At 62.4% G+C, this 13,205-nt stretch carries 16 protein-coding genes and 1 tRNA gene; 10 read left to right on the top strand and 7 right to left on the bottom strand.

Annotated features, from left to right (window positions below):
• Positions 1 to 15: 15 nt before the first annotated feature.
• Together A477_RS0117340 and A477_RS0117335 are read right to left on the bottom strand one after the other, a co-directional pair.
• Positions 16 to 1,401 carry a cystathionine beta-synthase gene (locus A477_RS0117340; protein WP_017200199.1) on the bottom strand — a complete coding sequence of 462 codons (1,386 nt, stop codon included), beginning with the start codon at positions 1,399 to 1,401 and terminating at the stop codon, positions 16 to 18.
• A gap of 50 nt (positions 1,402 to 1,451) precedes the next feature.
• Positions 1,452 to 1,844, bottom strand: a complete 393-nt coding sequence (locus A477_RS0117335) for a VOC family protein (protein ID WP_026005730.1) — start codon at positions 1,842 to 1,844, stop codon at positions 1,452 to 1,454.
• A gap of 144 nt (positions 1,845 to 1,988) precedes the next feature.
• Between A477_RS0117335 and A477_RS0117330 the strand changes: the two genes are divergently transcribed.
• The 3 genes from A477_RS0117330 (at position 1,989) to A477_RS0117320 (ending at position 4,844) form a co-directional block, all read left to right on the top strand.
• Positions 1,989 to 2,960 carry a DNA-3-methyladenine glycosylase family protein gene (locus tag A477_RS0117330; protein WP_026005729.1) on the top strand — a complete coding sequence of 324 codons (972 nt, stop codon included), beginning with the start codon at positions 1,989 to 1,991 and terminating at the stop codon, positions 2,958 to 2,960.
• Positions 2,961 to 3,063: 103 nt separating this feature from the next.
• Positions 3,064 to 4,032: an ATP-binding cassette domain-containing protein gene (locus A477_RS0117325; protein WP_026005728.1), complete on the top strand. Its 969-nt coding sequence runs from the start codon at positions 3,064 to 3,066 to the stop codon at positions 4,030 to 4,032.
• Positions 4,032 to 4,844: an ABC transporter permease gene (locus A477_RS0117320; RefSeq protein WP_017200196.1), complete on the top strand. Its 813-nt coding sequence runs from the start codon at positions 4,032 to 4,034 to the stop codon at positions 4,842 to 4,844. The genes A477_RS0117325 and A477_RS0117320 overlap by 1 nt, the downstream gene beginning before the upstream one ends.
• A gap of 14 nt (positions 4,845 to 4,858) precedes the next feature.
• Here the strand turns inward: A477_RS0117320 and A477_RS0117315 are convergent, their stop codons facing one another.
• Complete coding sequence (locus A477_RS0117315) at positions 4,859 to 6,535, bottom strand: AMP-binding protein (RefSeq protein ID WP_017200195.1); 1,677 nt, start codon at positions 6,533 to 6,535, stop codon at positions 4,859 to 4,861.
• A gap of 83 nt (positions 6,536 to 6,618) precedes the next feature.
• Between A477_RS0117315 and A477_RS0117310 the strand changes: the two genes are divergently transcribed.
• Entirely contained in the window at positions 6,619 to 6,897 is a 279-nt protein-coding gene (locus A477_RS0117310; protein WP_017200194.1) for a putative quinol monooxygenase, read from the top strand.
• A 132-nt stretch (positions 6,898 to 7,029) separates the two neighbouring features.
• Here the strand turns inward: A477_RS0117310 and A477_RS0117305 are convergent, their stop codons facing one another.
• The gene (locus tag A477_RS0117305; protein WP_017200193.1) at positions 7,030 to 7,407 is read right to left on the bottom strand and encodes a thioredoxin family protein; all 378 of its coding nucleotides are present in this window, start codon (positions 7,405 to 7,407) and stop codon (positions 7,030 to 7,032) included.
• Between the two features lie 142 nt (positions 7,408 to 7,549).
• On the opposite strand from A477_RS0117305, the gene A477_RS0117300 reads away from it, so the two are divergent.
• The 3 genes from A477_RS0117300 to A477_RS0117290 are packed head-to-tail and all read left to right on the top strand — an operon-like array spanning position 7,550 to position 10,033.
• Positions 7,550 to 8,227, top strand: a complete 678-nt coding sequence (locus tag A477_RS0117300) for a TetR/AcrR family transcriptional regulator (RefSeq protein WP_017200192.1) — start codon at positions 7,550 to 7,552, stop codon at positions 8,225 to 8,227.
• Entirely contained in the window at positions 8,224 to 9,240 is a 1,017-nt protein-coding gene (locus A477_RS0117295) for an ABC transporter ATP-binding protein (protein ID WP_017200191.1), read from the top strand. Before A477_RS0117300 ends, A477_RS0117295 begins: the two co-directional genes overlap by 4 nt.
• Positions 9,233 to 10,033, top strand: a complete 801-nt coding sequence (locus A477_RS0117290; RefSeq protein WP_017200190.1) for an ABC transporter permease subunit — start codon at positions 9,233 to 9,235, stop codon at positions 10,031 to 10,033. Before A477_RS0117295 ends, A477_RS0117290 begins: the two co-directional genes overlap by 8 nt.
• Here the strand turns inward: A477_RS0117290 and A477_RS0117285 are convergent.
• Complete coding sequence (locus A477_RS0117285) at positions 10,030 to 10,575, bottom strand: acyl-CoA thioesterase (RefSeq protein WP_017200189.1); 546 nt, start codon at positions 10,573 to 10,575, stop codon at positions 10,030 to 10,032. The two genes, A477_RS0117290 and A477_RS0117285, sit on opposite strands and share 4 nt — an antisense overlap.
• Positions 10,576 to 10,750: 175 nt before the next feature.
• Between A477_RS0117285 and A477_RS0117280 the strand changes: the two genes are divergently transcribed.
• Positions 10,751 to 10,972: a hypothetical protein gene (locus A477_RS0117280; RefSeq protein WP_017200188.1), complete on the top strand. Its 222-nt coding sequence runs from the start codon at positions 10,751 to 10,753 to the stop codon at positions 10,970 to 10,972.
• 37 nt (positions 10,973 to 11,009) lie between these two features.
• Positions 11,010 to 11,783, top strand: coding sequence for a potassium channel family protein (locus tag A477_RS0117275; RefSeq protein ID WP_017200187.1), 774 nt, complete (start codon positions 11,010 to 11,012; stop codon positions 11,781 to 11,783).
• A gap of 237 nt (positions 11,784 to 12,020) precedes the next feature.
• On the opposite strand, the gene A477_RS0117270 is transcribed toward A477_RS0117275, so the two are convergent.
• Both A477_RS0117270 and A477_RS0117265 read right to left on the bottom strand, forming a co-directional pair.
• Positions 12,021 to 12,102, bottom strand: a tRNA-Tyr gene (locus A477_RS0117270).
• A 128-nt stretch (positions 12,103 to 12,230) separates the two neighbouring features.
• Positions 12,231 to 12,497, bottom strand: a complete 267-nt coding sequence (locus A477_RS0117265) for a hypothetical protein (RefSeq protein ID WP_017200186.1) — start codon at positions 12,495 to 12,497, stop codon at positions 12,231 to 12,233.
• A 182-nt stretch (positions 12,498 to 12,679) separates the two neighbouring features.
• Between A477_RS0117265 and A477_RS0117260 the strand changes: the two genes are divergently transcribed.
• A complete protein-coding gene (locus A477_RS0117260; protein ID WP_017200185.1) occupies positions 12,680 to 13,171 on the top strand; it encodes a YajQ family cyclic di-GMP-binding protein in 492 nt (163 codons plus the stop codon).
• Positions 13,172 to 13,205: the final 34 nt, after the last annotated feature.

The raw sequence follows: 13,205 nt of genomic DNA, 5'->3' as shown, positions 1-13,205 counted from the left end.
TGGATCAGGGTGGCGCTAGTTGCTCAGGTACGCCAAAAGGTCGTGTCGCGTCAGGATGCCCACCGGGGCTCCAACGAAAGTCACCATGACGGTATCGACGTCGGACAGCAGCTCGCGCGCGGCGGAAATGGTTTCCAGCGAGCCGATCACGGGAAGCCGGTCCCCCATGTGTACGGAGATCTTGTCGGACAGCTTCGCTTCTCCACGGAACAGCTTGCTGGTGAGGCTGCGCTCGTCCACGGCGCCCATGACCTCGCCCATCACGACGGGCGGCTCCTGTGAGAGCACCGGAATGTGGGAGACACCGAACTCGTTCATGATGTTGATGACATCGCGGACGGTTTCATTCGGGTGGATGTGGACCAGGTCCGGCATCTCGCCCGTTTTGGACTTGAGTACCTCACCCACGGAAGCCTCTTCGCCGCCGGAGAGGAAGCCGTAGGAACGCATCCATTGGTCGTTGAAGATCTTGGCAAGGTAGCCGCGGCCGGAATCCGGGAGGATCACCACTACAACGGCGGACTCGTCCAGGTCCTTGGCAGCCTGGAGCGCCGCGACCACGGCCATGCCGGACGAACCGCCCACCAGGAGGCCCTCTTCCCGGGCGAGGCGGCGGGTCATGGAGAAGGAGTCGGCGTCGGACACAGCGATCACGTCATCCGGCACGGAAGGATCGTAGTTGCCGGGCCACATGTCCTCACCCACGCCCTCCACGAAGTAGGGTCGGCCGGTTCCGCCTGAGTAGACCGAGCCTTCCGGATCCGCGCCGATGACCTTGACCGGGCCGCCGTCGGACTCCGCACGGTCCGCAGAGACCTGCTTGAGGTAGCGACCTGTGCCGGTGATGGTGCCGCCGGTTCCGGCGCCGATGACCACGTGCGTAACCCGGCCGTCCGTGTCCTGCCAGATCTCCGGGCCCGTTGACTCGAAGTGGCTGCCGGGAGCGGCGGGATTGGAGAACTGGTCCGGTTTGAAGGCGCCGGGGATCTCCCGGACCAGCCGGTCGGAGACGCCGTAATAGCTCTGCGGGCTGTCAGGCGCGACGGCGGTGGGCGTCACCACAACTTCCGCCCCGTAGGCCTGAAGCACGGCTCGCTTGTCCTCGCCCACTTTGTCCGGTACCACGAAAACGCACTTGTAGCCCTTTTGTTGGGCCACGAGCGCCAGTCCCACTCCGGTGTTTCCCGAGGTCGGCTCAACGATGGTTCCGCCCGGTTGGAGCCTGCCGTCCTTCTCTGCTTCTTCGATCATCTTCACGGCGATCCGGTCCTTGATGGATCCGCCGGGATTGACGTATTCGAGCTTCACGAGGACGGTGGCTTTGATCCCCTCCGTGACGTGGTTGAGCTTGATGAGGGGCGTATTGCCGATGAGGTCCAACACGGACTGGGCGTACTTCATAGATACAAAGTTACCGCCTGGTCGCTACGGGGACTGACCCAGCGCCTTCGCTAGGTGCCGGCAGAGGTGTCGTTCTGCCAGACGCCCAGGACGTTGCCCTCCGTGTCCTTGAAGTAGGCGTACCAGCCCATGGTGGGTACGGCGTCCTTGGCCTGGACCACACTGCCACCTGCCGACTCGATCTGTCCGAGTGCGGCATCAATGTCGTCCACATCGATGGTGAGGATGGGGGTCTTCAGATTGTCCGTGCGCGGGAACAGGGCTCCGTTGATGGCTCCTGGTTCCTTGGGTGTTCCGGTTTGCTCGTCGGAAGGCGCTGTGATGGCGATCGTGTAGTCCATCCCCTGCATGGGGCTCAGGTTCCAGCCGAAGGCACTCTGGTAGAAAGAGTTGGCCCTGTCTGTGTTGTCCGTCGGAATCTCGAAATGCACTATGGCGGCCATGATTCGTGCTCCTTGTTCCTGGGATGTGTTCCTTGGATATGGCGCGGCCCACCCACGCCACATCAGGGAGTCTAGCGGCGGGCGGTTGCCACCGTAAGGGGTCCCTGGATGCAGATTGTCAGCCGGGCGTGGGACCATGAAAACATGACCATCGCAGAAGCCCCGACCGTTGTTGCGGCCGCGGCAGATGCGGCCGTCCGGTGGCATCCAGGCGGTTCCTTCCGCTTGGACCAGACCATGTTTCCGCTCATGCGGGGCAACGCGGATCCGTCGTTTGCAGCGCACACCAGCGGTTTTTGGATGGCCTTCACCACTGCCTTGGGGCCGGTCACGTTGAGGCTTTCGGGAGGCGGCTTGGGAGTCGATTCCTTCGTGGATGCCCAAGCCTGGGGACCGGGAGCGGACCACGCCGTCGCGGGAGTGCCGCGGTTGCTCGGCGCCGATGACGATTGGTCGGCATTCGACGAGCCCGCCTTCCATGCCACTCTTCCACGGCTGGTCACAGAATCACGACGCCGGAACCTGGCTCTGCGGCTGCCCTCCACCGGGCGGATGGTTGACTCCCTGGTGCCCACCATCCTGGAGCAAAAGGTCACCACTTTGGAGGCAAGGCGCGGCTACCGGTACCTGATGTATCGCTACGGAACACCCGCCCCGGGCAAGGCTCCTGCCGGACTCCTGGTCCCGCCTACTGCCAAGCAGTGGCTGGCCATCCCCTCGTGGGAGTGGCACAAGGCCGGTGTCGGACCACAACGCTCGGCGACCGTAATGCGGGCGCTGCAGTCCGCCGTCGCTCTTGAACGCCTGGCGAACCTGAGCTCAACGCAGGCTGGCGCCAAGCTGCAAACCATTCCTGGCATCGGCATCTGGACGGCAGCCGAAGTGGTCCAACGCACCCACGGCTGCCCGGACTCGATCTCCGTGGGCGACTACCATCTGGCGTCTTACGTGGGGTATGCCCTGACAGGTCAAAAGACCGACGACGCCGGCATGCTCGAACTGCTGGAACCATGGCGCGGACAAAGGCAGCGCCTGGTGCGGATGCTGTATTTGAGCGGCTTCCGCAAACCCACTTTCGGGCCAAGGATGACGGTTCAGGATCACCGCCGCCACTGAGTTTTGATTGCGGACGGGAGCTGTCCGCAAGAGCATGGACGGCCTTCATGCACGGGTATAGCGTGGCGCCTAGGAGCCATCACCTGCCATCCCTGGAGTGACCGTGATCCACACCAACAAGCTCACCAAGACCTTCACCGTGAAGAAGGAAACCGTCGAGGCCGTGAAGGGCGTGGACATCGACGTCGCCCCCGGCGAACTTGTCGCTTTCCTTGGCCCGAACGGCGCCGGCAAGTCCACAACCCTGCGGATGCTCACCACCCTGTTGAAACCCACGTCGGGGTCGGCGACCGTAGCGGGCGTTGATGTGGCCAAGGACCCGGCGGGCGTGCGCGCCCGGATCGGCTACATTGGCCAGGGCAATGGCGGCGGGCACAGCTACCGCGTGATCGACGAACTGATCATGCAAGGCCGGTTCTACGGAATGAACACCACGGACGCGAAAGCCCGTGCGCAAACGCTCATGGCATCCCTGGACCTCAGCGACCTCGCAAAGCGCACCGTGATCAAACTCTCCGGCGGGCAACGACGCCGCATGGATGTGGCCCTCGGGTTGATGCACTCCCCTGGTTTGCTGTTCCTCGATGAGCCGTCCACCGGAATGGACCCCCAGAACCGCGCCAACCTCTGGGAGCACATCATGCGGATGCGCGAGGAGCACGGGACCACCATTGTGCTGACCACCCACTACATGGATGAGGCCGATTCCATGTCTGAGCGCGTCATCGTGATCGACCACGGGACCATCATTGCCGACGACACCGCGTCACGGCTCAAAGCGAACCTCGCCGGGGACCTCCTCGCCGTGGAAGTTGCCGCCGGTTCCGCGTCCGACGTGCGGGGTCTGCTGGGCCGCGCGGCCGCGGAAGGCGATATGGAGGAAAACGCATACGACGGCGTGGTCCGCTTCCGCCTTCGGCTGGCACAGGGTGCCCAACTGGCGCCGGGGTTGCTGAAGGAAATGCACGACGCCGGCGCTCCCGCCCAGTCGCTCGAACTGAAACCGCCCACACTGGACGACGTTTTCCTGGAACTGACCGGCCGCAGCCTGCGGGAAGGAGCTGAAGTCTGATGATTGAACAAGCCGTCGCCCCGGGTGCAGCCCTCCAAAAACGTGGTCCGCGCAGCGTAGTCACTGACACGTGGTTCGTGTTCTGGCGGGAGATGCTGCTGCCTCTGCGGGATCCGTTCTCGCTGATTTTCTCCCTCATCCAACCGCTGGTCTTCCTGGGGTTGTTCGGGCCCCTGCTGGGCTCGGCCGTGGGCGCTCCGGCCTTCGGGGGCCAATCCACACTGCAATGGTTCCTTCCCGGAGTGGTGGTGATGATCGCGTTGTTCGGCACCTCCATGACCGGGTCAAACCTGCAGTACGAACTGATGACCGGTTCCTATGAACGGATTTTGGCCACGCCGCTTTCACGGTCTTCGCTCATGATTGGCCGGGCGCTGAAGGAGTGGGCTCCCTTGGTGTTGCAGGGTCTGCTGATCTCCGTGGTCTGCATCCCGTTTGGTTTCATTTTCCATCCATTGCACGTGGTGTTGGGGCTGGTCATCCTGGGCATCTTCGGGATCGGGCTCGGCGCGTTGTCCTATGCGCTTGCCTTGGTGTCGCAGAACAAAGAATGGATCTTCTGGGGCGTGCAGCAAACCCTGCTGTTCCCCCTCATGATCCTCTCCGGCATCATGTTGCCCATCGAGGCCGGCCCCGGGTGGATGAAAGTGGCCAGCCTGTTCAATCCCCTGACTTATCTGGTCAATGCCGAACGGGAGTTGTTTGCCGGGCGTATCGGGATGGACACGATGTGGGGGCTCGTGGCCGCTGTGGTGACGGCCGCCGTCGGACTTGTAGTGGGAATCCGGACGATCAGCCGGAATACCAACTGACGGCCTGTATTCAGCTACAGGTGCAGCCGGGACACCGCCTCCTGTCGCATGTCCACCTTCCGAACCTTGCCGGACACCGTCATGGGGAAGGACTCGCGGACGTCGATATAACGCGGGATTTTGTAGCGGGCCAGTTTCCCGCGGCAGTACTCGGCCAGATCCTCGGCGGTCAGTGCCTCCGTCCCGGGCTTGAGGATGATGCAAGCCATGAGCTCTTCCCCGTACTTTTGGTCGGGAACGCCGATGACCTGCACGTCCTGGATGGATGGGTGGAGGTAGAGGAATTCCTCGATCTCCCGCGGGTAGATGTTCTCTCCCCCGCGGATCACCATGTCCTTGATCCGGCCCTCGACCACCAAGTAGCCGTCGTCATCCATGCGGGCGAGGTCGCCGGTGTGCATCCAGCCGTCAGCGTCGATTGCCTCCGCCGTTTTGTCCGGTTGGCCCCAGTAGCCCTGCATCACCGAGTAACCTCGCGTGCAGAGCTCACCGATGACGCCGCGCTCCACCACTTCACCCGATGCCGGATCGACAATGCGGCTCTCAAGGTGCGGCAGGGTCCTGCCCACCGTGCTGGTCCGCTGCTCCACTGTGTCCCCCGCCCGGGTCATGGTGGACACGGGCGAGGTCTCGGTCATGCCGTAGCAGATGGCAACATCGATCATGTGCATCTCATCGATGACCCGGCGCATCACCTCTATGGGACACAGGGAACCGGCCATGACTCCGGTACGCAGCGTGGAGAGATCATAGGAGTCGAAATCCTCCAGTGCGAGCTCGGCAATAAACATGGTGGGCACACCGTATAGGGACGTCCCGCCGAAGTCCTGAACTGCTTCCAACGCCGCCGACGGGTTGAAACCGCGGCCGGGAATGATGGTCGCAGCCCCAAAGCTCAGCGCATTCACGTTCCCGATCACCATCCCGAAGCAGTGGTAGAACGGCACGGGGATCACCACGCGATCGTGCTCGGTGTAGTTCAGCAGCCGGCCGATCGAATGCCCGTTATTGAGGATGTTGTGATGCGTCAACGTGGCACCCTTGGGGAATCCCGTGGTGCCCGAGGTGTATTGAAGGTTGATGGGATCGTGCGGGTCAAGGCCGTCCATGCGATCCCGAAGCGCTGAAAGCCCGACGCCGTCTGCCCGGGTCAGGAGTTGGGCGTACGTGACTTCGTGGTCGGCTTCCGGGACGCCCACAGAGAGTCCCTGTTCCGGCTCTCCCGGGAGGAAGACGATCTCCCGGAGATCAGGACAGTTGCGGGCCGCATCCCTGGCTATGCCCACGTAGTCGCTGTGCTTGTCGCTTGGCGCGGCCACCAGCATTCGCATGCCATTCTGCTTCACCACGAATTCCAGCTCATGGCTCCGGTAGGCCGGGTTGACGTTGACAAGGACCGCGCCGATCTTGGCCGTGGCGTACTGAAGAATGGTCCACTCGGCGCAGTTGGGACTCCAGATACCGATCCGCTCGCCCTTGGCCACGCCCATGGCGAGCAGGGCGCGTGCGAGGCGATCGACGTCGTCGTTCAGCTTTTGGTAGCTCCAGCGGCGGGCGTCAGCGCCCGGCACCGCAGCCGCTTCGATGAGCGCGTCCCGCAGGGGAAACCGGGCCGCGATGCGCTCAAAATTCGCGCCAATGGTCTCTTCGAGCAACGGGACATCAGCGTCTCCGGCAGTGTAGGACAACATGACGGAACGCTACCAAGGGACGGCGCGCAACAGAACCGTAACCGCCTCCAGCGACGCCGTGTCCTGCCGGTAGGGTTGGAGCCATGAGTGAACCCATTGACCTGCAGGCCACGTTCATCCCCAACGAAGGCGAATTCTTCCGCGTGAAGCTCGCTTTGGACATCGCGATCGACGAGGTCGTCAACGAGCCCGGCTGCATCCGCTATGAACTGACCGAGGCCACCGAAGAGAAGCTTGTCCTGACTGAGCGCTGGGAATCCGAGGAGCTTCTGGAGAAGCACTCCAAGGGCATCGCCGTCCAGGACCTGAACGAGTCCCTCAGCGCGCTGCTCGCCGAGCCGGTCAAGCTGGAACGGCTCTAGGCTCTACCTGCTTCAGTCCGGCGAAATCGCTGCAGGACTGCGAGAACGCCTTAAACGCATCGAGGTCGCCGGAATTTTCCGGCGACCTCGATGCGTTCCGGCGAACTCGATGTTTCGAGCCGCCGCAAAGTCTTAGTTTTCCTGGGCCTCGGCACGCGCCTTGGCAACGTGGGCGTGGACCTCGTCCATGTCCAGACCCTTCACGGCCTCGATGACCTGCTCCAACTGCGGGCCGTTGAGGGCTCCCGGCTGCGAGAAGACAAGGACCTTTTCGCGGAATGCCATGAGCGTCGGGATGGATGTGATCCCGGCTTCAGCGGCGAGCTGCTGCTCAGCCTCGGTGTCTACCTTCGCGAACACTACGTCAGTGTGCTTCTCGGAAGCTGCCCCGTAGGTGGGGGCGAACTGACGGCACGGGGCGCACCAGGCCGCCCAGAAATCCACCAGGACAATGTTGTTGTCCTCGATGGTCGATGCGAACTGTTCTCCAGTGATGTCAACTGTAGCCATGGTTCCACGGTACGCGACCCTTCCCGCTAAGTCCCGTGGAGGCGGGCCCTGTTCGCTTCCCGCGTCACCGGGAATAAATGCGGAACCACGCCTTTTCGGCAACCCCTTGATCCCGGTTGAACAGCTGTTTAGTCTATGAAACATGCGTTCAAACGCAGAAGATTTAACAACCCGTGCGCGAATCCGCGACGCCGCCATCGGGCTCTTCGGCCGCGAAGGGTTCGTTCGCGCAACTGTCAGGGCGGTAGCCGCTGCTGCGGGCGTCAGTCCAGGCCTGGTCATCCACCATTTCGGTAGCAAAGACGGGCTCCGCTACGCTTGCGACCAGCACGTCCTGGCGCAAACAGCGACGCAGGGCCGCGAGAAAAGCGATCCGGAGTCCACGGGGCAACTACTCCGGGATTACCTCAACCACCCCGACCAGTACTTGGACGAGATCGCCTACATCCGCCGCGTCCTCATCGATGAGTCCGAGGCAGGCGACGCCTTCTTTGATGCCGTCGTCAGGCAGACACAGGACATCATCCACGCCGGAATCGAAGCCGGCACCATCCGGAAGTTCGACGACGTCCGGTCCACCGCCGTCGTCATAGCCTCCAACAGCCTGTCGATTCTCTTGCTGGGCCGGCACCTCTCACGAACGCTGGGGACAGTCGGCCTGGAGCCCCACGGCATCGGTCCCGACCTTCTCCGGCAACTCACGCTGCCCGCCCTGGAGATTTACACACACGGCTTTTACACCGACTCGCGGTTCCTGGATGCGGCCCGCGACGCCTTGCAGCAAGACAACACCAGCGGCGGAAGGGAGCATGCACTGTGACCCAGGCAATTGTCGTCGAGGGTTTGCGCAAGAAATTCGGAGCCCGGGAAGTCCTCCATGGGCTCAACTTCGCAGTGGAACCGGGGACAGTGTTCGGCGTCATCGGGCCGAACGGAGCGGGCAAGACCACCATTATGCGCTGCCTTCTGGACATCATCAGGCCCAGCGCCGGGTCCATCTCGGTGCTGGGCCAGGACCCGCGCCAGGCAGGCACTGCCCTTCGCCGCAGGATCGGCTACCTTCCCGGCGAACTCCATTTGGAAAACAGGACCACGGGCCGTCGCGTGCTGGAACACTTCGCGGCCATCAGCGGACCCGTTGAGCAACGGCACGTCGACGAACTCGCCGAGCGGCTGAACCTTGACCTCGATCGCCAAACCCGGAAGCTCTCCAAAGGCAACAAACAGAAGCTCGGACTCCTGCAGGCCTTCATGCACAAGCCGGAACTCCTGGTGCTCGACGAACCCACCAGCGGCCTGGATCCCTTGGTTCAGCAGGTGTTCCACGCGATGGTTCGTGAGGCCGTGGATGAGGGTGCCACGGTATTCCTTAGCTCGCATGTCCTTAGCGAAGTACAACAGGCCGCCGACGCCGTCGCCATCCTCCGCGACGGCGAAATCGTCACCGTTTCCACCGTGGAGGCGCTCAGGACGGCAGCCGTCCGGCAGCTTCGGTTCAGTAGCACCGGAACGGAACCGCACGACGTCGGCGCGCTGCTGGCCAGGGTGCCCGGCGTGGCCAACGTGGCAGTACGGGAGATCAAGGCCGACGGTCACGTCGCCGGAGCAGTCGAGGCTACGGCAACACTCTCCGGCCGTGTCCAGCCCCTGGTCCAGGAGTTGGCCAGGCTGAACCTGATGGATCTGGTCCTCGAGGAACCCGACCTGGAGGAAGCGGTATTGACGCTCTACATCGGACAGCCAGTGGGGAACAGCGAGTCCCCTGGAAGCGCGCAAACTCCTGCACATGGTCACAGACCCGGCCCCCGCGCGGAAGGAGCACACCGTGCCTAAGGTTCTCCCGTTGTTCACGAAGGCCCTGACTGACTCGTGGCGTTCCACGTTGGCATGGGCAGTGGGCTTGTCTGCGGCGTGCATGCTCTATCTGCCGCTATATCCCTCGATCGGAGGCAGTGCGCAGATGCAGGACCTGATCAACGCGCTTCCCCCCGAAATGACCAAAGCCCTGAACTACGATCAAATCGCGTCAGGCCCTGGTTACACCCAAGCCACCATGTTTGGGCTGATCGGCTTCCTGCTGATGTCCATGGCCTCTGTCGGCTGGGGCGCAGCGGCCGTGGGTGGCGACGAGGAATCCGGATTGCTGGAACTGACACTCGCCCACAGTGTCACCCGGGTGCAGGTAGTTCTCGAGCGCGCACTGGCCATAGTGGTTCGAATCGCGCTGCTGTCGGCGCTCGTCTTCCTGCTGGTGCTGGGACTGAACGGGCCCTCGCAGCTAAGCATCGACGTCGGACATCTCGCCGGAGCGGTGCTGCTGTTCGCCGCCCTGGCGTTGCTCAGCGGGACAGCTGCGCTCTGCGCCGGAGCGCTGGGCGGCCGGAAAGTGTATGGGATCGCGGCGGGCGCCGCCGTGGCCGTCCTCGGATATGTGTTCAACGCAGTAGGGCGGCAAAGTCCCGACGTCGAATGGCTGCTTAACCTGTCCCCTTACCACTGGGCGTACGGCAACTCGCCCGTGGCAAACGGTGCTGACTGGGGAGCCGGCGCCGGACTGTACGGTATCTCGCTAGCCTTGATCATTCTCGGAGCAGTGGCGCTGCAACGACGCGACGTAGGGGTTTAGCTCCAGACGTGTGGGGCGGGACGACGCGCTCCGGGAAGGGCATTGTTTTCGCGCCACTCGTGGATCCACTCGGGCAGTTCCAGGTCAGCCGGCGGCGTCCCGAACTCGGCGATGATTTCTTCCTGAGTGACAGGCTTGCCCTTGTGGACCAGTCGAGTGGCAATGTGTGCCCGTGCATAGATTTCACCGTCCACCACCATGCGTTGTTCGAAGTAGATGGCCTTGGTGTCCAGCCCGATGATGCGGGTTTCGATGGTGTATTGCTGCCAAAGTTGCAACGACTTGCGGAAAGCGATGGTCTCGCCGGCTGCCACCGGGCTCCACCCCCGTTTGCGCATCCTTGTCCAGATGCCGCTGCGGACCATGAGGTCAAAACGGCCGAGGTCCATCAGCGAGAAGTACATGCCGTTATTGACGTGCATCGCGATGTCGATGTCAGTGGGCAGAACCCGCAACGGCAGCGATGACTCTTCCCAAACACCAAGGGGCGAACGCTTGGACGACGTGAACAGCAGCATGAGGGTACGAAGTAGCAAGTGCATGGCTCAATGTTACCCGTCGGTAACTTCTGGGGGAATATGCGGATCGCATGATGGACATGGCTCCTAGCCGAAAGCCCGTTTATGTACAACGATTGCACTAACGTTTACCGCCGGTTCATGAAAGACGTGCACAATATCTGAAACTCATATTGATCGAACACCTAAGGGGGACCCTTTGAGCACGCTGCAAACCGCCAGGCCGCAAGGCGACGTTTGGCCGGAACTCTCCCGCCACCAGGACGTGGTCCTCCAGGATGCCCGCGGCAACCGGATCGAGGGAACCATCGATGGCATGACCAACGATCGCAGCACGCTGTGGATCCAACTCAAGGGCGGCTTGGGCCGTCAACTGATTCACCACTTGGACGGCTACTGGCTGGAGACACCGGCTGCCTGAAGCTGGTGAGTGCCTCCGCGGTGGCTAGTATTCCCGTATGACTCAAGCGCGATACAGGGACCTCGTTGAATGGCCCCTCATGGCCACGGCACTGATTTTCCTCACGGCTTACGCGTGGCAGGTCATCGGCCGCATCAGCGGTGCCGAGGCAATACCTTTCGAAGTTGTTCTCTGGATCACGTGGGGAATCTTCGCCTTGGACTACTTCGTCAACCTTTGGCTTGCCGAAGACCGGATGCGCTGGTTCCTGTGGAACCTGCACGAACTCCTCATCGTCGTGCTCCCCTTCTTCCGGCCACTCCGGTTGCTGCGGCTGGTCACGTTGCTCTCCGTGCTGCAACGCACTGTCGGTGAAACCCTGCGCGGACGCGTCGCCACATATGTAGCAGGAGCAGCCGCGATGCTTATCCTCATCGGAGCACTGGCCGTGCTGGATGTCGAACAGAACGCCCCGGATGCCAAGATCGTCACCTTCGGGGATGCCGCGTGGTGGGCCATCACCACCATCACCACCGTGGGCTACGGCGACCTCTACCCGGTAACCCCCATCGGCAGGATCGTCGCCGCAGCCCTCATGATGAGCGGAATCGCGGTCCTGGGTATCGTGACAGCCTCCATCGCTTCCTGGCTGCTCCAACGGATCGATGAGAACGCCGAAGGCGTTGCAGCGGCAGCGGAAGTCAAGGCTGCGGCGGCCGAGGAACCCGTCCGCGCCGAGATGGCCGATCTGGTCACGGAGATCGCGGCCCTGCGGATGGAGATCGCGGAACTCCGGCAAGCGACCGCGCCCAGGCAGGGGCACGAGGCTTAGTCCAGCGTCCCGCAACGGGTTGCCAGGCGACCTCTGGTTTGGCCGTACGCTCACCACCAACTTCGAGGCCTCACGTGGCGTGACACGCCGTGGCTTCCGGCGTGTCACCCGGCTTTCCGGTTCAAAGTGGGTGACAGCCGCACACCCCCGCGGACATGAAGCTCCCGTCGCCGCCACGCGCGTCCCTAGGGACACAAAAAATCCCCGGAACCAGTGGTTCCGGGGATTTTCCTTGGGTGGCAGATGAGGGATTCGAACCCCCGTAGGCGTTGCCAGCTGATTTACAGTCAGCCCCCTTTGGCCGCTCGGGTAATCTGCCGAACTTCAAAAGAAGATCACTTCCGGAGACCGTTTCTTTTGGATCCGGTAACCGAAGGCAGAGATAACCTTACAGAAGTTTCTGCGAAGAATCTAATCGAGGCCGGACGCCCGGGATTTCGCGGTATTTCAGGCTTCCCCGAGGATCCTGCCGGCCAGTTTGGCTTCGAACTTCTCGGCCTGCTCGGCGGTGATCTGGTTGAGCTGCACGGCCCGCAGCAAATCAGCATGGACTCCGTCCATCCGGGAAGCCGCGTCGGGAACGGGGCTCAGGACGATCGACGCTGCCACGGCCGCGGCAGCTACGGCACTGGCTGCGGCAACTGCAGCCGTGCCGATGGAGCCTGCTGCCGCAGATGCGGATTTGCTGATGGACTGGACGGCCTTGCTGCTCATGCTGATCCTCCGTGGATGCGTTCTTCCAACTGGTACAACTCTCAACCAGCACCCTCAGTTCCAACCCTGCATGTGCTGTGAGCGAACTGTGAAAGAAGTCCACGGCCCCAACCCATGCCTTCCGTACTAGGCTGGATGCCAGACCAACCCGCCCTCACAGGGCCCCCAACCTAAGGAGAGTCATGGCAGGCGAATCCACATTCGACGTCGTAAGCAAGGTAGACAAGCAAGAGGTCGCCAACGCGCTCAACCAGTCCCAGAAGGAAATCGCACAGCGATACGACTTCAAGGGCGTCGGCGCTGAGATTGATTTCAGTGGCGAAAAGATCCTCATGAAGGCCAATTCCGAGGACCGCGTCCTGGCTGTCCTGGACGTCTTCCAGTCCAAGCTCATCAAGCGCGGCATTTCCCTGAAGTCCCTGGATCAGGGTGAGCCTTTCCCCTCCGGTAAGGAATTTCGCCTGGAGTGCACCATCAAGGAGGGCATCGCCCAGGACATCGCCAAGAAGATCAACAAAATCATCCGCGATGAAGCCCCCAAGTCCGTCAAGTCCCAGATCCAGGGCGACGAACTCCGTGTCACGTCCAAGTCCCGTGATGACCTGCAGGAGACCATGAACATCCTCAAGAAGTTCGAAGAGGCCGACCTGCAGTTCGTGAACTTCCGCAGCTAGCGCCCGCGGACACGTCACTGGCCCGCCGGTCCGC

It is taken from the genome of Arthrobacter sp. M2012083, from assembly GCF_000281065.1.
Lineage (GTDB): Bacteria > Actinomycetota > Actinomycetes > Actinomycetales > Micrococcaceae > Arthrobacter.
The sequence above is the reverse complement of the archived record's forward strand: the minus strand, read 5'-3'. Positions and strand labels throughout refer to the sequence as shown.

Excerpts from the sequence above, each read along its gene's own strand:
- A477_RS0117340 (WP_017200199.1), bottom strand. The coding sequence starts at position 1,401 with ATGAAGTACGCCCAGTCCGTGTTGGACCTCATCGGCAATACGCCCCTC.
- A477_RS0117335 (WP_026005730.1), bottom strand. The coding sequence starts at position 1,844 with ATGGCCGCCATAGTGCATTTCGAGATTCCGACGGACAACACAGACAGG.
- A477_RS0117330 (WP_026005729.1), top strand. The coding sequence starts at position 1,989 with ATGACCATCGCAGAAGCCCCGACCGTTGTTGCGGCCGCGGCAGATGCG.
- A477_RS0117320 (WP_017200196.1), top strand. The coding sequence starts at position 4,032 with ATGATTGAACAAGCCGTCGCCCCGGGTGCAGCCCTCCAAAAACGTGGT.
- A477_RS0117315 (WP_017200195.1), bottom strand. The coding sequence starts at position 6,535 with ATGTTGTCCTACACTGCCGGAGACGCTGATGTCCCGTTGCTCGAAGAG.
- A477_RS0117310 (WP_017200194.1), top strand. The coding sequence starts at position 6,619 with ATGAGTGAACCCATTGACCTGCAGGCCACGTTCATCCCCAACGAAGGC.
- A477_RS0117305 (WP_017200193.1), bottom strand. The coding sequence starts at position 7,407 with ATGGCTACAGTTGACATCACTGGAGAACAGTTCGCATCGACCATCGAG.
- A477_RS0117300 (WP_017200192.1), top strand. The coding sequence starts at position 7,550 with ATGCGTTCAAACGCAGAAGATTTAACAACCCGTGCGCGAATCCGCGAC.
- A477_RS0117285 (WP_017200189.1), bottom strand. The coding sequence starts at position 10,575 with ATGCACTTGCTACTTCGTACCCTCATGCTGCTGTTCACGTCGTCCAAG.
- A477_RS0117275 (WP_017200187.1), top strand. The coding sequence starts at position 11,010 with ATGACTCAAGCGCGATACAGGGACCTCGTTGAATGGCCCCTCATGGCC.
- A477_RS0117265 (WP_017200186.1), bottom strand. The coding sequence starts at position 12,497 with ATGAGCAGCAAGGCCGTCCAGTCCATCAGCAAATCCGCATCTGCGGCA.
- A477_RS0117260 (WP_017200185.1), top strand. The coding sequence starts at position 12,680 with ATGGCAGGCGAATCCACATTCGACGTCGTAAGCAAGGTAGACAAGCAA.